At 46.0% G+C, this 21,812-nt stretch carries 19 protein-coding genes and 1 pseudogene; 10 read left to right on the top strand and 10 right to left on the bottom strand.

Annotation, left to right across the window (positions count from 1 at the left end):
- Positions 1–409 precede the first annotated feature (409 nt).
- Both H6F52_RS07685 and H6F52_RS07680 read right to left on the bottom strand, forming a co-directional pair.
- On the bottom strand, positions 410–640 hold the full coding sequence (locus tag H6F52_RS07685; RefSeq protein WP_190413096.1) for a hypothetical protein: 231 nt from the start codon (positions 638–640) through the stop codon (positions 410–412).
- Positions 637–2,412, bottom strand: coding sequence for a S8 family peptidase (locus tag H6F52_RS07680; protein WP_190533424.1), 1,776 nt, complete (start codon positions 2,410–2,412; stop codon positions 637–639). Before H6F52_RS07680 ends, H6F52_RS07685 begins: the two co-directional genes overlap by 4 nt.
- A gap of 1,470 nt (positions 2,413–3,882) precedes the next feature.
- Here H6F52_RS07680 and H6F52_RS07675 point away from each other — a divergent pair.
- Entirely contained in the window at positions 3,883–4,311 is a 429-nt protein-coding gene (locus H6F52_RS07675; protein ID WP_190533340.1) for a hypothetical protein, read from the top strand.
- A gap of 331 nt (positions 4,312–4,642) precedes the next feature.
- Here H6F52_RS07675 and H6F52_RS07670 read toward each other — a convergent pair whose 3' ends face one another.
- From H6F52_RS07670 to H6F52_RS07655, 4 genes are all read right to left on the bottom strand, one after another.
- A complete protein-coding gene (locus tag H6F52_RS07670) occupies positions 4,643–4,849 on the bottom strand; it encodes a hypothetical protein (RefSeq protein WP_190413102.1) in 207 nt (68 codons plus the stop codon).
- Between the two features lie 838 nt (positions 4,850–5,687).
- On the bottom strand, positions 5,688–6,305 hold the full coding sequence (locus H6F52_RS07665) for a J domain-containing protein (protein WP_190533337.1): 618 nt from the start codon (positions 6,303–6,305) through the stop codon (positions 5,688–5,690).
- Between the two features lie 174 nt (positions 6,306–6,479).
- Complete coding sequence (locus H6F52_RS07660; protein WP_190413106.1) at positions 6,480–7,076, bottom strand: ATP-dependent Clp protease proteolytic subunit; 597 nt, start codon at positions 7,074–7,076, stop codon at positions 6,480–6,482.
- A gap of 114 nt (positions 7,077–7,190) precedes the next feature.
- Entirely contained in the window at positions 7,191–7,850 is a 660-nt protein-coding gene (locus tag H6F52_RS07655) for an ATP-dependent Clp protease proteolytic subunit (RefSeq protein WP_190413108.1), read from the bottom strand.
- 468 nt (positions 7,851–8,318) lie between these two features.
- Between H6F52_RS07655 and H6F52_RS07650 the strand changes: the two genes are divergently transcribed.
- A complete protein-coding gene (locus H6F52_RS07650; protein ID WP_190413111.1) occupies positions 8,319–9,560 on the top strand; it encodes a VWA domain-containing protein in 1,242 nt (413 codons plus the stop codon).
- Positions 9,561–9,710: 150 nt separating this feature from the next.
- On the opposite strand, the gene H6F52_RS07645 is transcribed toward H6F52_RS07650, so the two are convergent.
- Positions 9,711–10,790, bottom strand: coding sequence for a PIN/TRAM domain-containing protein (locus H6F52_RS07645; RefSeq protein WP_190413113.1), 1,080 nt, complete (start codon positions 10,788–10,790; stop codon positions 9,711–9,713).
- A gap of 366 nt (positions 10,791–11,156) precedes the next feature.
- Between H6F52_RS07645 and hemW the strand changes: the two genes are divergently transcribed.
- From hemW to H6F52_RS26370, 3 genes and pseudogenes are all read left to right on the top strand, one after another.
- Positions 11,157–12,419 carry a radical SAM family heme chaperone HemW gene (hemW, locus tag H6F52_RS07640; protein ID WP_190533334.1) on the top strand — a complete coding sequence of 421 codons (1,263 nt, stop codon included), beginning with the start codon at positions 11,157–11,159 and terminating at the stop codon, positions 12,417–12,419.
- Between the two features lie 65 nt (positions 12,420–12,484).
- Positions 12,485–13,234: a rhomboid family intramembrane serine protease gene (locus H6F52_RS07635; protein WP_190533331.1), complete on the top strand. Its 750-nt coding sequence runs from the start codon at positions 12,485–12,487 to the stop codon at positions 13,232–13,234.
- 165 nt (positions 13,235–13,399) lie between these two features.
- A pseudogene (locus tag H6F52_RS26370) lies at positions 13,400–13,549 on the top strand (phosphate ABC transporter substrate-binding protein); the annotation flags it as partial.
- A gap of 19 nt (positions 13,550–13,568) precedes the next feature.
- Here H6F52_RS26370 and H6F52_RS26365 read toward each other — a convergent pair.
- Complete coding sequence (locus H6F52_RS26365) at positions 13,569–16,004, bottom strand: bifunctional serine/threonine-protein kinase/ABC transporter substrate-binding protein (protein ID WP_190533329.1); 2,436 nt, start codon at positions 16,002–16,004, stop codon at positions 13,569–13,571.
- 67 nt (positions 16,005–16,071) lie between these two features.
- Positions 16,072–17,409, bottom strand: coding sequence for an ATP-binding protein (locus tag H6F52_RS07625; protein ID WP_190533326.1), 1,338 nt, complete (start codon positions 17,407–17,409; stop codon positions 16,072–16,074).
- Positions 17,410–17,623: 214 nt separating this feature from the next.
- On the opposite strand from H6F52_RS07625, the gene H6F52_RS07620 reads away from it, so the two are divergent.
- The 5 genes from H6F52_RS07620 to H6F52_RS07600 all read left to right on the top strand — a co-directional run bounded on the left by H6F52_RS07620 (position 17,624) and on the right by H6F52_RS07600 (position 21,142).
- Entirely contained in the window at positions 17,624–18,064 is a 441-nt protein-coding gene (locus tag H6F52_RS07620) for a late competence development ComFB family protein (RefSeq protein WP_190438669.1), read from the top strand.
- A gap of 32 nt (positions 18,065–18,096) precedes the next feature.
- The gene (locus H6F52_RS07615; protein ID WP_190533322.1) at positions 18,097–18,357 is read left to right on the top strand and encodes a MoaD/ThiS family protein; all 261 of its coding nucleotides are present in this window, start codon (positions 18,097–18,099) and stop codon (positions 18,355–18,357) included.
- Between the two features lie 245 nt (positions 18,358–18,602).
- Complete coding sequence (gene thrC, locus H6F52_RS07610) at positions 18,603–19,895, top strand: threonine synthase (RefSeq protein WP_190413131.1); 1,293 nt, start codon at positions 18,603–18,605, stop codon at positions 19,893–19,895.
- 103 nt (positions 19,896–19,998) lie between these two features.
- Positions 19,999–20,274 carry a MoaD/ThiS family protein gene (locus H6F52_RS07605; RefSeq protein ID WP_190533320.1) on the top strand — a complete coding sequence of 92 codons (276 nt, stop codon included), beginning with the start codon at positions 19,999–20,001 and terminating at the stop codon, positions 20,272–20,274.
- Between the two features lie 112 nt (positions 20,275–20,386).
- Complete coding sequence (locus tag H6F52_RS07600) at positions 20,387–21,142, top strand: DUF2996 domain-containing protein (protein ID WP_190413135.1); 756 nt, start codon at positions 20,387–20,389, stop codon at positions 21,140–21,142.
- Positions 21,143–21,197: 55 nt separating this feature from the next.
- Here the strand turns inward: H6F52_RS07600 and H6F52_RS07595 are convergent, their stop codons facing one another.
- A complete protein-coding gene (locus H6F52_RS07595) occupies positions 21,198–21,674 on the bottom strand; it encodes an NINE protein (RefSeq protein ID WP_190438676.1) in 477 nt (158 codons plus the stop codon).
- Positions 21,675–21,812 lie beyond the last annotated feature (138 nt).

The following is a 21,812-nucleotide window of genomic DNA, read 5'->3' as shown; positions in this document are numbered from 1 at the left end:
TGAAGGGCAGTTTCGTTTTCTTGAACGCTGATGCCGTTGATGGATTCCGGGAAAGGGAGAGAAAATTTCTATTTATTCTAATTTAATCGTTAAATTTACCCCAACTTAATCCGGATAGTTGAGGAATCCTTTAGAAGAGTAGATTGGTAGATGCACCCTGATTGACATCCCCTGGCTCACCGGTTTGAGCCGGGGATTTTTTTTTCGGTTCGTTAGGCGGTGTAAGACTTTCTGGATTTCTCCCGGCTTCAAAGGCGGGTTAGGGGGGAACTGACACAAGTTGCTTGACATTTCCATCCCTCAACCCCGAGATGGGAGAGCCACTGTGCTAGAAATAACGAGAAGCAGAAGGCAGATTAGCGATCGCTCATTCGCTGTTAACGAATGACCAACCGCTAATCGCTCATGGCTAATCCGAACTGACTTCCTCAAAAGATTTAACTTCTAGAACCGGGCCAATCATCGCGAAGGTCATCACGTCCTTTCGCACCTCACCTTTGACTTTCACTTTGAGTCCCGATTTGCGTAAATCTTCTGGAGCTTTGTGGAGTTCGTAGGTTTCACCCTCTTGTGTGACTAGCGCCCAGGTGCCTGGACCAAGTCCCTTGCGTTCGATAGTGCCTTCTACGCTGATGCTCATGCTGTTTGCTCTTCTCCTTTGCTGGATAAATAGGCGAGTCCGATACACAGGAGGGCATTAGTAATTAGGAATAGCCTAGCGATCGCGCCATTACCTAACCACAACATCGCCGGATCTGCTACGGCACTCACTAATAAACAGGATGCCACGCCCAAGGTCGAGCCGATCGCAAACCACTTCCAACTGCGGTGTCCCAGTAGCAAGGCGATTAATGCAAAAGGAATCAACACGCTGGCGAAGATGGGATTCAATAAACCACTGCCTTGAATCGTATTGCCCAGTTCGGGAATCGAACTGCCCATCATCCGGAAAGGCCACTGAGGAAGATCGAAGATATAGAAGCCGCGCAGGAAGAATAATCCAGAACTCCCGGCAACCAAACCGCTCGTTAGCGACCAACTCCAGCCAAAGGGGAAATAATTCCGCAAGAACCAGGCAAGGACATAAGAACCCAATACCATCGCAATCTTAGGTAACAGTGCCACCGCACCGCCATCAATCCAGAAGCGAGGATTGAGATAGCCATTATCGCGCAACCAGCGGAAGAAGTCGCGGAAGGTAATTTGCCCGCGTACCGCCAGTTTTACAGCCGCAGAGGCATCGAGATGACCAGCCCCAAAGTAGTTGAGAGCGTCATCTGAAATTACCCGTGCCGACTTTTTGAGGACACCCAATACTTCCTCCGGTTCGGTTACGCCAGAGGCTTTCACTAAAGCGGCGACACCGGCAACGTGGGGAGACGCCATACTGGTGCCTTGGAAGGCAGCAAAAGTGGGGATGAGCTTCCCGTTTTCGTCATAACTAATGGTCTCTTGCAGAATCCCACCCGATGGATTTTCTTCGGTGATTGCACCACCAGGGGCTGAGATATCCACACCAGCACCATAGCTGGAGTAAAAGGCTTTTTCACCGGCAGAATCAATTGCTGAAACACCGATAACGTGAGGATATCGAGCTGGGTAGGAGGCAGAATTCTCATTAGAGTTTCCTGCTGCGGCTACGATGACGACGCCTTTGTTGTAGGCGTAATCAATTGCTTCTTGCATTACCTGACTTTCGCCGCCACCACCCAAGCTCATGTTAATGACATCAGCACCGTTATCGGCGGCAAATTTGATGGCTTCGGCAATATCGGCAACGGTGCCGCCGCCCTCTGCACTCAACACTTTCAGCGGCATGAGGCTGGCTTCGTAAGCAATACCCGCGACGCCATAGCCATTATTGGTGGCTTGGGCAACAGTACCACCAACGTGGGTGCCGTGCCCGTTGTCGTCGTCTGCTTGGTCTCGGTTGTTAACAAAGTCGTAGCCTTGGACAAACTTGGTATCTTTTAGGTCCGGAACGCGACTGATGCCGGTGTCAATGACGGCAACTGTCATCCCTGCGCCTTTGGTTTCGTCCCAAGCAGATTCTACGTTGATACTCCGTAGGTTCCACTGTTTGCTGTACTCTGGGTCGTTGGGGACTTCCAGAGCTTTGTAGACATAATTCGGTTCAATATATTCGGTTTTTTTGGCTAAAGGCGATTTTTTTAGAGTTTTCAGCAGGTTGCGATCGCCTTTAATGATATACAACTGATCTGACTCGGAAAATTCGCTGTTATACTGAGCGCCAAGCGATCGCACCTGTTCTTGCACCACTTCTGCTGGTACGTCTTCGCGGAAATCCAGCACAATCGAGTCAAACTCACCTTGTGCTGCCAGTCCTTTGAAGTTAAACAGGGCAAAACCTACCCCCAATAAAAACAAGCACGCTATCAAAAGCTTTCTCATATTCACCCGTCTTGTGAGCGCCAGTTTCTCCCCACGATAACTCATGCATCTGCCCCGTGGTGTATTTAGTTTTTAGTTATTAATTTTTGTTTGTTGGAGTAATACCGCTCGTTTGCAGTAATAAGCGATACGAATCAGGCTGCTTGTGGCAAAAGTTCTCTTGAAGCGAAAGAACCCTATTTTTACTCTTACTGAAGGACTTGTGGGTTTTCAGCCGATGAGCGTCTATTTAATACTCAGTTTGAGGTGAGGGAGGCATTCTCTTGTCGTTAGCGGGTCCCTGCGCCTTGACTATTATCGTCCGAGAATCCTAGATTTGGGGGTTCGTAGGTTTGATTTTGTGTAGTATTATTGGGAGTTCTGATGCTAAAGTTCAATTGAATATTGAGCAGTTGTAACCCAAATATAAAGATGAATATTCCTGTAGCTTTTAGTAGTAGATGACTCATAAAATTTTTGTCGTTTTGAAATAATTATGATAAAATTATTTTTTTCGATCAGATATATTATTCAGTGCTATGAACTGAATAATATCAAACAATTTTCAATTAAAATCTTATATTAATTAAATATTTAGAGGATAACGTTAACATCAACTTTGGTTGAGCCATACGAAAAGTTCGACTAATAGTAAATATTTGATAAATCACTTGTTCGATAATGACTTGAGGTAGATAAATGTGAGATTGCATCTTAGTTTGTTGAATTCGATGTTTTTAATTATGAAGGTTTTATTAAGATTCTTTAGTGATAAAAACCTATAGTGAAATGTGACATTATTGCTGCAAATATTTGCTTGAAATCCCCAAGTTTGAGTGATGGGATTGGCTCACCAAATGTGACTGGCTGTTTCCAGCTTTGTGATCTCGATCGCAGCTAGAAACTGGGTGCAGCGTAATGAGCGCCAAAATACCTAACGATACTGGTAGTTTCGGCTACACCAACCCTTTTACCCCTCTTCAGCTGAATGATGCATTACCCGCCTCTGTTGAAATCATGTATGGGTAAAGCATTGGCGCAGAAAGATTTGGGTTGAAGGGACTTGTACAAGGCACGAATACTTCACCCTCAAACTGAGAACCCAAGGGAGCATCTGTACGGGAGAAGCATCAGGAAGACAACAAGCTGGGACTTATGCGTAATGCCTCGTTCAGGACAAAGGGGCGGAAGTTGTGAGAGCTTTTATCGAAACAAAGCCAGCGAGGCAGACTAAATTGAGTTTCCGAAGCGCGAAGCGCCTCTCAAAGAGCTGGGCGGACTTTGTTGGTAAGTATTGGTAAAGCCTTATTCAAGCCTTTGGGCAATTTACTCTCATCGGGAAGCTTCTGGAGAAACCTTTCGACAGTTTTAGGCAAATCTAGCTCCAGTATTTATACTTAGCAGATAGCCGAAGGGGAGCTAACCAAGGATAGATGCAATCGTCTGTTAGGCTGCAAGATATCAGAATAGTTAAAGAGCGAAAATCCGACAATGGAAAGAGGTCTGTTGTGGCTGCCCCTACTGGCAGCGTTTATCTGGCTGGCTTGGCAAGGCTGGAATGAGTATCAAAAAGTTGAAGCTTATCGCGTCTGGGCACAGCAGTTTGAGCGATCTAAGTACGATATCTATGCAGTGTTGGCTCAAAATGACAGCACTTTAACCTGGGGAAAACCGACGCGCAAAGGTCCAGTGGAGGTGCAAACGTTTTCCTTAAAGGATGTTAAAGCGATTCGGCTGCTAGTAGATGACAAGCCAGTTGATTTAGAAGCACTGCCCAGTAAAGGTCGTGCCGCTTCGCTGGAATTTGTCTTTGCACCAGCCGCTTCGGTGAAAATCCCCTTTACTGAGATTCCCCTTGCAGCGGAATGGGGAAATTTTCTACAGCAGGAATTACAAAACTTGGCAGAGGGGAAAGTGTAACGATTTTCAGACAAAGAGGCCAGGCGGGTTTTGGACTTGTATCGGAAAGCGATCGCTCATTTATCCGATGTACGGAATAATACCCAAAAAAACCCGTATTAACGGGTTAATCAGCGATCGCACTATTTAAAAGGGAAAAACTAAACGATTGAAGAACTCCTTTCATGGGCTTGCCATTATAGACGGGTTGCAATGCATAGATTCTTATTGAGAAAATTGCTTTTTCAGTTTCCGGCAACCCGTCAAACAGAAGCGTGCTATTAAAGGAGAAATAAAAAAAATTGGCTTTCTAACTTTCAGACTGTTTCAGATTCCTCTTTTCTGTTGTATTTTAAATTACAATTGCTTCAACTCGTTTCTGCGAATCTTCTTGGGAACATTCGTAGGGAATTTTAAACCGAGGAATTCCCAGTTGACAACCTTGCCATCCACTTTGAACGGTTACGCCAAGAGTTTGACAACAGCCGCCACGTCGTCCCATCGGATTATAAAATTGACAATAGCGACAGGCTGAAACTGGTGAATTTAAGGGTTGCATAAAGTATTTCCTTTGAGGAACCATTTCAAAAGCAAAATTTCTCTGTCTTTATAAAGTATGCGATCTGATTTTTACAATGAGCTATAACTTGTACGATATCCACTTAAAACATTGCATTTCATCATAAAAAGTTATGAAGCTGCTTAACATAAATACGAGCGTCAACTATCCATAGATTAAGCAATTGCAACATTGCTCAAAACAATCTGCTATCAAGCGTTATAGGCACTGGATAAAATCCTTCCCTTCCCAAACAAACGGTTATTGATGGGTGAGAGGACATTTATAAAGAAAATCTGAATCTCGTTAACCTACATTTTTGGTAGAGACAGCCAGATTTCAGGTTCCGTTTTTAAGAGAGGCTAGGGCGAAAATGCGTCTAGAGTAACGATTTTCACAATTAATATTTATTTAATAAATTATCTGTTATAGCAATCCTAAATTGTTCCTGAAGGTCAGATCCCCGCTAAGAAGTCGGCGATCTGAACCGCTAGCATCATCACAACTCAAATACGACTGCTATAGGAGTCGCTTTATATAACGGTGCTTACTCTCGCGTGCAATATCCTTGTAACTGATTCAAGCAGCTGAGGCAGGCAATTCTGAGGGCATGATTGCTTTTCTCAAGTATCTCCTAGACAAATGTCCCAACAGTCCCATTGCCCTGATTTGAGATGGAGCCACCTATCTATCATGGCTCAAAAGCGGTGAGAGAGTCCTTGGAGTCGGTTAATCAAGGCTTCGAGGAGTCCAACTGGAAAATCACTTGCATTCGCTTTGCTCCCAAAGAATCCCAAGCAGAACCCAATTGAAGATATTTGGTTGCAGCGAAGTAAAGCTAAAAAATCTGCTCTAAACGGCGAAAATCTCGTTCCACTTCTGCCCAGAGAGAGCGATTGTGGGGGTCGGTTTTCAGGGCTTTTTTTAGATAAATTCTTGCCTTTTCGAGTTGCTTTTCAGCGATCAGCTGACGCCCCCAACGTTGATAAGCGATCGCTTGCCACTGACGCACTTCTGGATCTTCTGGCAGACGTTGGGCGAGTCCTTCGATGAGGGCGATCGCGCGGGGAAATCGGCGATTTTTTAGTAACTGCTGCAACTGCTGATAAGAACTCCACTTCAGCTGTTGCTCAGTTATCGACAAGTCTGGGAGTTTTTGAATGGGCGTGTCTTTTGGCGTCTCTTTGCGAGTCACCTTTGTGACGGAAGGTTGAGGAGGCGATACAGCTGTCTGTTCTGGATTGGATACTTTCTCAACCGTCTCAGACTTATCTACTACACTGAGGAGGAACTTGTAAGCCTCCGTCAACTCTATAAATTTATCTTGCGTTTGGCGATCGCCAGGATTTGCGTCGGGATGATACTGCCGTGCCAAACGTCGGTAAGACGCTTTAATTTCTGCAAAAGATGCCCCTGATCTTAACCCCAACACCCGGTAACAATCTGCGAGGTTCATCAGAGGAATCATCTATCGATTAGGCTTTAATCTTTGTTGATAGTCGGGAGTTTATTTCTAGCCCTTCGCTTTTAGCGGTTAGCTATTAGCTTCTGAGAATCTTGTTGGAAGCCCAAGTTTACAATTGCGACTACCCACCCGTCAAGCAGCTAACAGCTAACAGCTAATCACTCATTACTTCGGACGTTCTTCGATAACGCGGTCAATTAGACCGTATTCCTTCGCTTCTTGAGCAGACATGAAAAAGTCACGATCCATGTCCTTCTCAATTTTCTCAATAGGCTGACCCGTCCGGTGAGAATAAATCTCATTCAGCTGGCGACGAATCCGTAGAATCTCTCTCGCTTCAATCTCAATGTCTGTGGCTTGTCCCCGCGTACCACCAGAAGGTTGGTGAATCATAATCCGCGAGTGAGGCAAAGCGAGACGCTTACCTTTTGTCCCAGCGGTCAGCAGGAACGAACCCATTGATGCCGCTAAGCCTACACAAATTGTCACCACATCTGATTTGATGTGCTGCATGGTGTCATAAATCGCCATGCCAGAAGTGACTACGCCACCCGGAGAGTTGATATAGAGATAGATGTCCTTGCCCGGATCTTCCGAATCCAGATAAAGCATCACGGCAATTATCTGGTTAGCCATTTCATCATCAACATCTTCGCCCATGAAAATAATCCGTTCCCGGTAAAGGCGATCGTAGATGTTAATCCACTCGGTATATTGTCCCCCTGGCATCCGGTAGGGAACTCTAGGGTAGCCAATAGGCATAATGTAGAACTCCGTTCGTAAAAAGTGAAAATTCGTATCCAAAGAATTAAAAATGCAAAATTAAAAATTAAAAATTTGAATAGTCTTCATTTTTAATTTTTAATTTTTAATTCTTCAGATGACACCAGCGGGAAGTGGTGTTGGTAAATCTGATTTGGACTCTAGAACCCGATCGATCAAGCCATATTCCACAGCTTGCTCCGGAGTCATATAGAAGAGTCGATCCATATCCTTGGCAATTTTTTCAGGGGTCTGACCTGTATTGCGCGATAGGATATCCAGCATCGTTGTCTTATTAGCCAGCACTTCTTTGGCTCGGATTTGAATATCCGTCGCCTGACCGCGAGCGTAGCTCTTAGTCTGGTTCAGGATAATCGTGGCATGGCGCAGGCTAGCGCGATAGCCTTTAGTCCCAGCAGAGAGTAGCATTGCCGCCATTCCCATTGCCGAACCGATACAGATGGTATGAATGGGCGGCTTGATGTAGTTCATCGTGTCGCAGATGGCGAAGGCTTCGGTTTCAAAGCCAACAGGTTCGCCGTCGTAACGCGAGGTGCCGGTGGAATTGATGTAGATTTTGATCGGTTTTTCTGGATCTTCGTACTGCAAAAACAGCAGTTGGGCGATGATTAGTTTCGTTACCTCTGGCACCAAGGGCGTTCCCAGATAGACAATCCGCTCCTTTAAGATCAGGGACGGTAAGTCTGGTGGCGGTGTTCGGTAGAAGCTATCGCCGCCGTAGGGAGCTTGAACAGCCTGGATGGGTGAGTTCATGGCGTATCGGAAAGCTGCAATAGTGGTGCTATCTTTAATTTGACATTAATTCCGGTGTGCCCCACCGTACTGACTGGATTCTAGCAGTTTTACTCCCCTTACCGCTTTTAGTCAGGTTGAGGGTGGCTTGATGTCGCTTTAGCGCCTGTCAGCGGGCTTTTTGGGAGGGGACGCCGGAAAATGGGTCTTAAACGCTTCTAATTTTTGGGTTTTTAAACAGAGAAACCTGAGTTTAAGTATCGGTTTTTGCGAAAGGTGATGGGTGAAATCCACCCCAGCGATCGCGTTTTCCTCTGCAAAGAATTGCGATCTTTTGGCTGGCTGCTTCCGCCGTGTTGGGCTGCAAGCTATTGTAGAAAATAAGCCCGGTCGCGGTTGGGGTAATTTTATGGTTCCCTTTCCGGAGCGTCAGCGTTTAGTCTTGTGGTTACTCCGATCCCTTCTTGTTCTGCCAGGAATGAGCGTGCTATGAGAGTTGGTTTACAGCCTGCTTTGAATGATATGAATATTGACGCGACTCAAACGAGTAGCCAGCGTCAACTAGAAATTTCTATTTCTGCGATCGCTGGGGATCTTGAAGATCGTGCCCCGCTCAATTTATGCATAATTCTCGACCACAGTGGCTCGATGAATGGACGCCCCCTGGAAACGGTGAAACAGGCAGCGATCGGTCTGGTGGATCGTCTCACACCGGGCGATCGCATCTCGGTTGTCGCCTTCGATCACAAAGCCAAAGTGCTTGTCCCCAACCAAGTCATTGACAACCCAGAAAATATTAAAAAACAGATTAATCGGCTCAGTGCAGATGGGGGTACGGCGATTGATGAGGGTTTAAAACTGGGAATTGAAGAACTGGCGAAGGGCAAAAAGGAAACGGTTTCTCAAGCTTTTCTGTTAACAGATGGCGAAAATGAGCATGGCGACAACAACCGCTGTCTGAAATTTGCCCAAGTGGCGACTGGCTACAACCTGACGTTGAATACATTGGGATTTGGCGCTCACTGGAACCAGGATGTTTTGGAAAAAATTGCTGATGCGGGTGGCGGTACGCTGTCCTATATTGAGCGTCCGGAACAAGCAGTCAATGAGTTTGGACGCTTGTTTAATCGAATCTCTGCGGTGGGGTTGACAAATGCCTACTTATCAATTTCGTTAATGCCGAAGGTACGGTTAGCGGAACTCAAACCCATCGCCCAAGTTGCTCCAGATACCATTGAACTGCCGGTGCAACAAGAAGGCGATCGCTATACGGTACGTCTGGGAGACTTGATGAAAGATGTGCCGCGAATCATTTTGGCGAATCTTTACGTCAGCCAGCTAGCGGAAGGGCGTCAAGCGATCGCCCAGGTGCAAGTCCGTTACGACGATCCCGCCCAGGATAAAATGGGGCTAATTTCTCAACAAGTCTTAGTTGAGGCGAATGTTGTCCGGAGTTACCAACCCGCACCCAATCCTCAGGTGCAACAGTCTATTTTGGCGTTGGCGAAATACCGACAAACTCAGTTAGCAGAGGCGAAATTGCAGCAAGGCGATCGCGTGGGTGCAGCGACGATGTTACAAACTGCCGCCAAAACCGCCCTGCAAATGGGAGACAAGGGAGGGGCGACGGTTCTCCAAACCAGTGCTACTCGCTTGCAATCAGGTGAAGAACTTTCGGAAGCAGATAGGAAGAAGACACGGATCGTCTCTAAAACTATTTTGCAGGAGTAGGCTTTTTTAACGCAAAGGTACGCCAAGGTTAACGCAAAGGTACGCAGAGGAAGCAATTTACCTCTGCGTACTTTCTTGGCGGTGAGATTTTAAGAGTGGTGCTTGTTGGCTTTCTAGGTGCCACCAGTGGCGATCGCCACTTCAAGCTACTCAAGCCACAACAGACGCTTGAGGGCGAGCAAAAATCATTCGCCCCGCCGAAGTCTGCAAGGCACTGGTTACAACCACTCGGATTTCACCACCCATGTAGTCGCGCCCGTCTTCCACAACCACCATTGTGCCATCATCCAGGTAGCCGACGCCCTGAGCTGGTTCCTTGCCACCCTTGATAATTTTGATATCCAAGCTATCACCAGGCAGATAAATTGCCCGAATTGCCTGAGCCAAATCGTTAATATTCAGCACCGGCACTTTCTGCAAAGTAGCAACCTTACTCAAGTTGTAGTCGTTGGTGAGCAAAGTGCCGTTGATTTCTTGCGTCAACCGGACTAACTTCGCATCCACCTTGGGAATTTCATCGTAATCGGCGGAGTGGATTACAATCCGTTCTGAGTAAGCATCCTTCATCTGGTTCAGGATATCTAGCCCTCGCCGTCCCCGAACTCGCTTCAGATCGTTGGAACCATCTGCCAGTTGTTGCAGTTCCTGCAAGACAAACTGGGGTACGAGGATTTGACCTTCGATAAAGCCAGTGTTTAGCAGTTCTTCAATGCGACCATCGATGATGCAGCTGGTGTCTAAAACCTTGGTCGAGGCAGGTTTGAGGGTTCCTTCTGCCACCAACATCGTTTCCACGCTGTGGGGACTAATCAGCCTCAAGAAGGAACGACCGTGGGTATCCGCTAAAGTCACTCCCAAGTAGGAAAACATGACACTGCCTAAAATGGCAACAAGAGGCTTAATAAAAGCAAAATCGAAGGGCATTGGTAGTAAGAAAACGGGTGCCAGCATCAAGTTGGCAACTAATAAGCCAATCACCAAACCGACAGCTCTGGTCAAAATGACCTCGATCGGCATTTCCCGGACTCTCTTTTCCAAGCGTCGATAGGTCGTCTGCACGAGCAAACCGGCAGCGCCCCCAACCAGGGCGGCAAACCCGGCGAAGACCCAGCGTAAAGCGTCCTGATTGCTGACTTGATGTAGGGCACCGCTAGGCAGTAATTCAATCGCGTCGAACCCGATTCCCGCCGCTGCTAGGATGAATAAAATAATAATGATTGCGTCAAGCATGGTTTCCAGTTATTTGGGATGATTGCTTCAATTCCTGAAAGCGGCTCTCAAGAACTGATACAAATTTACATTTGTTTTATTATATCTTTTGTGTTATTGACTTCACTCTTGTGGATGACCATTGATTTAGCACCAGCATTTAATCCAATTTGAGCTATTTTTATGAAGCCACCTCTTTATTTATTAAAAGAACAATTCTGAAAAATTAGCCAATCATGTCGCTTCTAAAAGGCAGGAAACAAGAGGGGGTATAGGCTTGACGTATTCTTGCTAAGAGAAGAAAACCCCTGACAACAATTCAGTAAAGTAACAACTGTTAATCAAACATTTAAAGATTTCATCGCTATATTGAGTATTGATACAAATATGGTCTTAAATTATTTAATCCCGGACGCAAAAAATATTAATTTGGGTATCCCCAGCTCTGCTTATCTCCACATTCCATTTTGTAGACGCCGGTGCTTTTACTGTGATTTTCCAGTGTCTGTGGTAGGGGATCGCAAGACTGGTAAGAACTCTGGCACAATTGAGCAGTATGTTGAGGTATTGTGCCAAGAAATTGAAGTTACACCAGTACAAGGAAATTCCCTAAAAACAGTTTTTTTTGGAGGTGGTACTCCTTCGTTGTTATCGGTGCAACAACTCAAGCAAATTTTGACTCAACTTGATGCTGGTTTTGGTATTGCCACCGATGCTGAAATTTCGATGGAGATGGACCCTGGCACCTTTGACTCGCAACAACTTCAAGGCTACCGCTCAGTTGGAGTGAATCGAATCAGTCTGGGGGTACAGGCGTTTCAGCCAGAACTATTGCAAGTGTGCGGGCGATCGCACTCTGTCTCTGATATTTTTGCAGCTGTGGAGCTAGTCCGCAAAGTGGGGGTTCCCGAATTTAGCTTAGATTTGATTTCTGGTTTGCCCCATCAGACGTTGGAACAGTGGCAGGAATCTCTAGAAACCGCAGTAGCGATCGCGCCCACTCATATTTCAATCTACGATCTCCAAGTCGAACCCGTTACTGCCTTTGGGCGTCAATATCAACCCGGTGCCAAACCGCTTCCCACCGATGAAATGGCTGCCGAGATGTACCGACTAGCGCAGCAAGTTCTCACCAGTGCCGGTTATGAGCATTATGAGATTTCTAATTATGCCAAACCCGGTCATCAATGCCGCCACAATCGAGTTTACTGGGAAAATCGCCCCTACTATGCCTTTGGCATGGGTGCCGCCAGTCATTTGCAAGGGTGCCGGTTCACCCGTCCCCGCAAAACACGGGAATATTACGAATGGGTGCAACAGATAGTCACAGCAGGTGGCGTGTGGGATTGTCCTCAAACATTGACATCTGAAGTATTGTTGGAAACCTTGATGCTGGGGCTGCGTCTAGCAGAGGGTCTCAGTTTATCAACCTTAGCTGAACAGTTTGGCAAACAGACGCTGCAACAAATTTGGACGTGTTTGCAACCCTACTACCAGCAAGGTTGGGTAGAAATTGTCGGCGAAAGCGGGAAAGCGATCGCGCTTGACGCCCAGAAACTCCCACCGAAGGGACGATTAAGATTAACCGATCCGGAAGGGTTTTTATTTTCCAATGTAATTTTGGCGGATTTGTTTAGCGAGCTAGGATAAGTTTGAGGGCAAGAGTGTGGATTGATGATTCACCCAAAAGCTAAAATCTAAAATCTAAAATCCTCATGATTCCTATTGCTGATAACATCCCCAGTCGCAGCAAACCGATTGTTAATTACGCCCTGATCGGAATCAATGTTGCTTTGTTTCTGTGGGAGTTAAAATTAGAGTTTGCAGGTAAACTGAGCGCTTTTATCCAACACTGGGGTATCGTTCCTGCCCGAATAAGTGCTGTGATTTCAGATGTCCTCAGTGGGGAAAATCCAGCAGCATGGGTTGCCTTGCTGATGTTCTCCAGTTCCCTGTTCTGGGCGATGTTTCTCCACAGCAGCTTTGGTCAAATTTTAGGAAACATCCTATTTTTATTTGTTTTTGGAAAGAGTGTAGAGAATCTTCTCGGACACCGACGATTTCTACTACTTTATTTGCTGGGTGGCATTTTGACGGGCATAGTACAAGTTTTACTAGACTCTACTTTGACGATGCCATTAATTGGAGCCAATGGCGCGATCGCATCTGTCCTCGGAGCCTATTTTCTGAGTTTTCCCCAGGCAAAAATTGATACCATTTTGCCACTGGTAATTGTGTTTATCCCCATTGAACTGCCAGCTTTGTTTTATCTATTCTGGTGGTTTATTCAGCAGATGTTTTATGGAATCGGTAGCTTAAATATTTCCGGTGGCGTCAATCCCGTGGGCGTTGGGTATTGGGCACATGGTGTAGGGTTAGCAATTGGTGCCATTCTCGTGTTGCTGTTGAAAAAAAGAACCGATAAAAAACGAAACCCTGAGGCGAAGAGAACTCATAAGAATTAGAGGAGAGAAGCTGTTAGAGCTGATTTATATAGCGAGCCTAATTCAGTTGAAAAAAACAACCATAGTTAAAAAACTTGAAAAGTTAAAGATTTGACGATGAATGGCAAACTCAAATAGAGGCTGAATGACATTAAACGATCTACACAAGTGGTAATCCTCTCGAATGGTCAATATCCTCTAACTCGCCGATTATCAGTAATTGTTAAACAAAACGAACAAATTGAACAACGATCTGGGGAAGCTTACGCCAAGTTACTGCTAACAGATCGGGGTCAAAAACTGGTTGAAAAGGCTGGATTTGTCAGAATCCGCTAGAGCATTCGGATAAGTACGATTAGTTTTTGCAACCGCGCTCTATTTCCTTAAGTTTATCTGGGGGATAGTCTACAGGTACAAACTTAAAACCATAAAGCGAGCACTTAGACGGCACGACTTTGACCAATGTAAAGATCGGCTCATTGGGATCTCCACCGCGAAAACTAATTATCCCCATTGCACCATTGGCTCGAAAGTCGGGAGCCGATAAAGCCTGCCGCACATCAGAACGATTCGGTTGAGGTTTTTTTGCTAAAGCTGTTATTAACGCACGAGTTGCATCATAAGTCGTAGCGGTCAGCCCACTCACTTCCGCTTTCCATAACTGCTTAGATTCTTTGGGAAACGTTGGATTGGGGCTGCTCAAGGAATGCCAAGGGACTGTTACTACTAGGCGACCGACTACATATTTAGAGTCGATTTGTAGAATCTCAGAACTGTAAACAGCCCATGCTCCCACCATCGGATAACGACCCTGATTTGCCTTAATGACCGCTAAGACATTCTGAAAGGAAAAAGGACAGGTCTGACCATCCGGAAGAAAGACAAGCGTAGTCGCTCCTTTTGCTTGTGCTTGGTTAATCGCCTCAACAGCATTGAAGTCCTTTTTGCACAGTTCAAAATCTGCTCTTACCCGTCCTCTACTTGCGGGGAAGCTAACGTGAAATTGATCTCGGATAGATTTGCTGTAATTACTCGTGCCAGAGTAAAAGACTGCGGCTGTCCGCTGATTGGCTTGGATCATGTAGCTAGCCAAAGCCTGGGCATTCACGCGATTACTGGGTACAGTGCGAAAGAAAACGTGTTCGCTCTTTTGGCTCCACTCTGAGAGGTCTTCCGAGGTGCTACCTGGAGAAATTAATACCAACCCGTGCTGTTGATAAATTGCGATCGCTCCCAGTGTCACTTCGCTGGCATAGTGACCGATGACAGCTAAAATGTCCTTTTTCAACACGAATGACTCGGCAATTTGTTTAGCTTTGGCAGGATTATTGGCATCATCTGCGATGACTACTTTCAGCCCTTTACCACTAATCCTTTGACCCTGATTGATTTCATTTTGGACTTGGGCAGCTCCTCGCAGAATTTCCAACGCTCTGTTTGGATTGTTGGTTATCGGAGCGGCAACAGCAATCGTGTATGCCTTTTCCTTTTTATCCATCAATCGAGCATTATTCAGGTAAATCAAAATTTCCGGGTCGCTTGGCTGTTCGCTCCGTGCCTTCTCTAATAAACCAACAGCCTCAGCATATTGACCGCTGGCAAATTTTTGCACGCCTTTTTGCTTGAGAGCGCCTTTCAAACTGGGAACTAAAACTTCTTCTCCACAACTGACATTGTCTGCAAGATTGGAATCACAAGCCTTCGGCGGTTTCACGAGCGCATAAATAATTATTCCGAGTCCTGTCAAGAGAATTGCACTCACGACCCAAATGAGTACAAGCCTTAAATTGCCTGAGTTGATACTCCTGGTAACTTCTTCGTCTGAACAATTGCCTTCAGGAAGCAAAGTAAGCGTGTCGTCGGGAGATCGTGTCCGCCGATGATTGTTGATTTGTGTCTCAATTTCCTCTAAACGTTGCACAATTTCTTGGGCATTTTCAGGTCGATTCCCTGCGAAAGGAGCCATCAGGTCATTAATTAAAGTTGCCAACTCTAGTGAAATCTGTGGGGCACTGTTTCGCCAATTCAACTGACCTGTTTGGGGGTTTTCAGGAAGGTCATGGGGATGTATGCCTGTCAGCAAATGAACGAAGGTGCGTCCTAAAGCATAGAAATCAGATTTGGAAACAGCTCTACCATCGGCTTGTTCTGGGGGTGTATAGCCGTGGGAAATTATTGCTGTGCCATCTCTTCCGGCTAACTTGTGTAAGTAGGTTTCCGTGGCTTCGCGGACTGCGCCAAAATCAATCAACACCAGTTGATTATCAGGTCGCAGCATAATGTTAGACGGCTTAATATCCCGGTGAAAATAGTTGCTTTGATGCACTTGCTGTAAGATTTCTGCCAGTTGTTTCAACCAGGCGATCGCTTGCTTTTGGCTGATGGGTTGATGGTTCCGGCTGCTCAACCATTCTTTTAAGTTGATCCCCTCAATTTTCTCCATCACCAAGCAGTGCAAGGGCTTTTCGCTCTTTAGATGACATAACTGGAAGTATCCATCTGCCTCCACTTTGGGAATCCCTTGATGATTCAGCTTCTTTAGAACTTCGGCTTCCCGCTGGAATAGGCAGATTGCCTTCTCATAATCAGTGAGCAAAATTTTTAGGACTTTTTTTATACCTTCCCGACGCACGTCCTCCACCTCAAAGGTTTGGCCAAAGCCTCCTTTGCCCAAACGTTGGATGACCCGATAGCGCCCTTCTACTAAACTTTCGCAGCCACAGTCAGGACAAGTGCTTTGATTACCAGGTTCGTTGAAATTGCGGCAGTTAGGATTGATGCAATAACTCACGGCAAACACACTATCCCGATTTGAGTGGGAATGTTATAGAATTATAACTTCCTCTCGGAAAATAACTTTATTGTTCAACCGTTCGCTTAGCAATTTTTCTTTTAGCATACCTTCTCACAACTGGCTGAAGCGTATAAATAACTTCATTCCCTTCGATTTGCTTTTCTATCAACGAACGACGTTCTAATGCTTGAATCGCTTCCATGATTTCAGAAGTTGAAACCGTTAGATTGATTTCTTCTTTTAATTTAAAGATAGAGCTGGGGTTGAGATTAGCCGCTAACTTAAACATAATTTCTTTTTGAAAATTTGATAGCCGTTGCCAGGAAGTATCTAAAATTAGATGAATATCGCCTAAAAATATTGTTTCTAGCTTTAAGAAATCAGAAACTTTACCAGCAAATGAGTCTTTTATATAACTGGCAATAATATTTAAGATTAAGGGATTCCCTCGATAGATTTGAAAAAGGCTTTTCCAGTGGTTCTCGTCTGACAAACCTTTGGCTCTAAATATTTGCCAAGCGTCTGTATCATTGAGATCGGACAGCAGTAATGAACGAACGCTTGGAGTTTCTCCCTGGATTAATGCAATTTCATTCGGTTGCTCTCGACCGATTAGCATTAAGCAGCTGTTGTGGCGCTCTCTTCCCACTCGTCTGAATAGTTCGCCATAGCCTTCATACCCTTCTCGATAATACCCAGTTGCTTGACCAGCACCTAGAATCGTTTCGACTTCATCCAAAATCAGCAGACATCGATGGGAACCTGTGGAAGGGTTTGTTCCTTTGGGAAATCGCAGAGACTCAATTAGCTGGGAGATTAACTGGGAAATTCGGCGACCAATATCTTTTGGTAAATCGGTTGGTAAATCAGTTGATTGCTCGTTGGAGAGGCATCGGAGCAAGTCTGCGAGCAGGTCTTCGACTGATGGGGCAGAACGGAGCGATCGCCAGATGAAATAATCAAATTCATTCTGAATTTGCTCGGCTAGCATCACGGATAGTGCTGTTTTACCAATTCCCCCCATGCCGAACAGGGTTACTAGGTGGCAACTATCAGTGACAATCCATTTCTCAAGCACAGCCAGTTCTTCTGTGCGCCCATAGAAACCAGAGACATCAGGCGCTTCACCCCAATCGAGTATAGGAATTTCACGCGCTTCTACTTCTTCAACTGCACCTGAATCAACAATTTCCTTCCAGTTGTCGATCCCGACAGCTTGGCAAATATTAATAAAGGTCTCTTGCTGAATGGGTTTTTTCTGCCAAAACCGTTTCAAGGTTGCCTGGGTCGTTAGGGCAGCCTGCCACCAAGAAACGGTCATTGTTTTTGTCCAACCTTTCCTTTTTCGGGCTTTATCAACGCTTTCTAGTCCCCGTGCAGATGCTCTGAGAGACCCCGCCATAGTTAAGCTCTTTACCACAATTCTCGCTTATTCTGGCTCACCTTTCGGTGTAGCGATCGCAGCCGTACCCTGAAAACTGAGCCAAAGAGTCAGCAAAAAAGTGAGCCGTCAAGCGAAAGCGTCTTTGGCAATCTAAGAGGATAACGCGCGAGATCGCCTTCTTTAACGTCTGTCCTTCTTTACAGAGATCGCCAGCTCAGTCTTTAAGAAGATTATGCAACCGAATCAAGTTCTAACCTACTGCAATGTCATGGAACTGTTAGTTGCTCAGGAAGTACACCGACAACTTCAGCAGTTACCGCCAAAGTTGGTCAACTATATCAATCCAGCCCATGCGATCGCTTACGCCCTGAATCGTCTGCCAGCCCTGTATGCGACCAGTCCCAGAGGATGGTATCTACAACAGCAACGGGCTAAAGCTAAGTTAGCACCTCAGATTATCGTGGCGGTGGGTCAAGCATTGGCGGCGGTGCAACAAGATTCCTTGAACATGGTAAATTCTCTCCCTTCCGCAGAAAACGCCGAAAACCTCGAAGAGAGTGCATCTGATGTAGATGTTGAACAAGCCAAAAGCTCCGATTTCTCCCTTTCTTGGGTGCGATCGCTTTTTGGATTAGGGGGCATTCATAAAGCAGATGGTCGGCGATCGCGCTAATCTAATGCCAGCCACCTCTAGCATCAGTTCCTATGTCCACTGAAGCGATCGCGATTACTGTCAAATTATTCGCTGCCTATCAAGAAGCCTATGGCATTTCGGAACTGGTGCTGAAAATCCCTCCAAATACAGATGTTTCAGCGATATTAGATAAATTTGCTTCCGAACATCCAGAACTTGACAAATGGCGTCAAGTTACTCGCTTTGGCGTTAATTTTCAATTCGTCGAGCCAGACACGATTCTGCATGATGGGGATGAAGTCGTGCTGATTCCCCCTGTTAGCGGTGGCTAGGAAAGACAAAAGTTAAACGCCAGAAATTCGGTTTTTTCATCCCAAATCCGCTTCAATTCCCTCTTTTTCCTAAATTCGCGACCGCAAGCTTGGAATGCGATCGCCCCGGTCTTCAGACTGAGGGCTAAATTTTGTATCGTAAATAACATTTAAACCCGACTAAAAGAGTCGGATATATTTGACGGGTATTTTTGCCTGTGTTAGTATCAACCGAGCGATGACGGACGATTAGAGTGTAAATACCCATGACCCAGGCAACCCAGTCAACAACGGCAACCTTTACGGCACTGAAGTGTAAAGAATGCGGCACCGAATACGAACTCAAGGCAACTCATGTCTGTGAGTTTTGTTTTGGCCCTCTGGAAGTAACCTACGATTACGATGTTCTGCGCCGCACCGTCACTCGTGAAAGCATTCAGGCAGGGCCTAACTCAATTTGGCGCTATCGTTCCTTCTTGCCCGTCGCCACAGAAAAGCCGATTGACGTGGGAACTGGCATGACCCCCTTGGTAAAAGCTAATCGCTTAGCTCGCCGTCTGGGTATTAAAAATCTTTATATTAAAAACGATGCCGTCAATATGCCTACCCTGAGCTTTAAAGATCGGGTGGTGTCGGTCGCTTTAACAAGAGCGCAGGAATTAGGATTTACGACGGTATCCTGCGCCAGTACGGGTAATTTAGCGAATTCTACAGCAGCGATCGCGGCCTACGCCGGTTTAGACTGCTGCGTCTTCATCCCCGCCGACCTGGAAGCCGGTAAAGTTCTAGGTACACTCATCTACGGTCCCACCGTCATGGCAGTTCAGGGCAACTACGACCAAGTGAACCGTCTCTGCTGCGAAGTCGCTAATACACAAGGTTGGGGATTTGTCAATATTAACCTCCGTCCCTACTACTCGGAAGGTTCAAAAACCCTCGGCTACGAAGTAGCAGAACAGCTAGGCTGGAAACTGCCGGATCATATCGTCGCTCCTCTGGCATCTGGCTCTCTGTTCACCAAAATCTACAAAGGATTCCAAGAATTTATCAACGTTGGACTAGTAGCTGATAAGAGCGTCCGTTTCAGCGGTGCCCAAGCTGAAGGTTGTTCTCCCATTGCCCAAGCTCATCGGGAAGGGCGCGACTTCGTAACCCCCGTGAAGCCGAACACCATTGCCAAATCAATCGCGATTGGCAACCCAGCAGACGGAGTTTATGCGCTGGAAGTCGCCAAGAAAACCGGCGGTAACATTGAATCAGTCAACGATACTGAAATTGTTGAAGGCATCAAGCTATTAGCTGAAACCGAAGGCATCTTTACCGAAACCGCTGGTGGCACTACCATCGCCGTGCTGAAAAAATTGGTAGAAGCGGGTAAAATTGATCCCGAAGAAACGACCGTTGTTTACATTACCGGCAACGGACTGAAAACCCAAGAAGCGGTGCAAGGATACATCGGGGAACCCCTGACAATTGAGGCGAAGCTGGATAGTTTCGAGCGGGCATTAGAGCGCTCTCGGACACTCGAACGCCTCGACTGGCAGCAAGTTCTGGTTTAATAACTGCTACCAGCTTTTTGCGATGAGTCATTAGTCCCTCCGGGGTTGCTAATGACTCATCGCTCGTGACTACGCATGAATGACTACTGAATAATCTTTAACTATGACAGTCAAAGTTCTCGTTCCGACTCCTCTCCAGAAGCTTACAAACAATCAAGCCACCATTGAAGGCAGCGGCAGTACGATTGGTGAACTGCTCGAATCCTTGGAGCAAAGCTATCCTGGCATCAAAGTGCGTTTGTGCGATGAAAAGGGCGAACCCCGCAGATTTGTGAATTTCTACGTCAACAGCGAAGACATCCGCTTTTTGCATGGCACTCAGACACCGCTGAGCGAAGGTGATGAGGTAAGCATTGTGGCAGCGCAGGCGGGAGGCTGATTCCAAGCTAGGATGAGCAGTAAAGGATTTCAATCTCGAATCGGGATTGTTAATCCTATTTTCATCCATACTGCATACATTCAAAAAAATCACCAACTTGCGGATAAGTCCAATGGCAGAAGAAACGAATCACAATGACGCCGGAGAGGTGGCTCCTAGCACTGTTGACAAGCAGGCTCCTAGTGTTTCTGAAGAAAATGCTCCCAGTACGGATTCTGACGTAGCAACCGACATTCCTACAGCAAACGCACCCGCTCCAGAAGCTGTGAATCCGGAGGTGAATCCGAATGCGACTGGAGAAAAATCTTCGACAGAGGCATCAACCCCAGATGACTCGGCTCAGGTTCAACCAGATGTTAAAAAAACCGCTCAAGCATCTAAAGAGGATAAGCCAACGGGTGCCAAAGCTGCTAAAGCAGATAAGCCAGCAGGTGCCAAAGCTGCTAAAAAGGACGAGTCGCCAGAAGGGGATAAGCCAGCTGCTAAAGCGGCTAAAAAAGAGAAGGCACCTGCGGTAGAAGACAAGCCTTTTGTTGAGTTTATTCAACAAGACTATTTACCAGCTTTGAAAACAGCACTTGAAAAAAAGGGCGTCAAAAATTTAGAGCTGAAATTTGACAAGAAGCCGCTTCAAGAAATCTCAGAATGCTGGCAAGTCAACGGGAGCTGGCAAGGAGGAAAGCGGAACTTTAACCTTTATTTTCCCGAAGAAGACATTCAAAAACAAAGAGCTTTTTCCTGTTTTGAAGGCTCTAAACCCAGTATCATTGAGCCTTTTTTGTGCGATGAGCGCAAGATCACGCTGGATTTAATGGTGTTTGGCGTGACGCAGCGGTTGAATGCTCAAAAGTGGCTGGAAAGAAATTAGTCGGGAAAGGTGAATTTCATTAGTCATTAGATAATTACTAATGACTAATGAGCCATTACAACTCGATAAATTCATAAATGACAATGCCAGTTTCTGGGTGATTATCAACCATAACGTAGCCACTTTTGAGCATTTCTTTCAAAGTGGCTTCTGCCTTGGCAAAACTTACACCTGTATCCATCACCGCTTGGGTAACGGAAAGTTTGCCACCTCTAGCAGCAGCGGCTTTCACAAGTTTAACCATTAGTTGATCGCGGGTAAGCTCTTGTTTGGTAAGCGCGATCGCAGGTGGCGATAGAGGTACGCCCGTGGAGGATACTCCCAAGCGGTCTTGCAGCTTGGCGTTATGTTCTTCCACCATGCCGGGAATCAGAAATAAATCCACGAACTGTCCGACCCCAAACAAACCCCACGTAAACAGCCACAGCAGCCCCGTGCCAATCTTGCCATTGTACAGGCGATGCATCCCCGCTATCGGTGGGGACAAAAAACAGGCTAGCCAAAGAACATAGGCAGTCGAGACGTTCTTCATAAGATTCCTAGCGCTTCAGATGTCCTAACTTCAATCATAGGATTTTGTTCTTCACTCTTGCACCTAGGAATTGAGCAGCAAGAACTCTGAAGATGTCACAAAACTTGACAGCGTGTAGTAAGTCTTAACGTAACAAGT

The sequence above is a fragment of the Coleofasciculus sp. FACHB-542 genome (assembly GCF_014695825.1).
In the GTDB taxonomy this organism is placed as follows: Bacteria; Cyanobacteriota; Cyanobacteriia; order Cyanobacteriales; family FACHB-T130; genus FACHB-T130.
The sequence above is the reverse complement of the archived record's forward strand: the minus strand, read 5'-3'. Positions and strand labels throughout refer to the sequence as shown.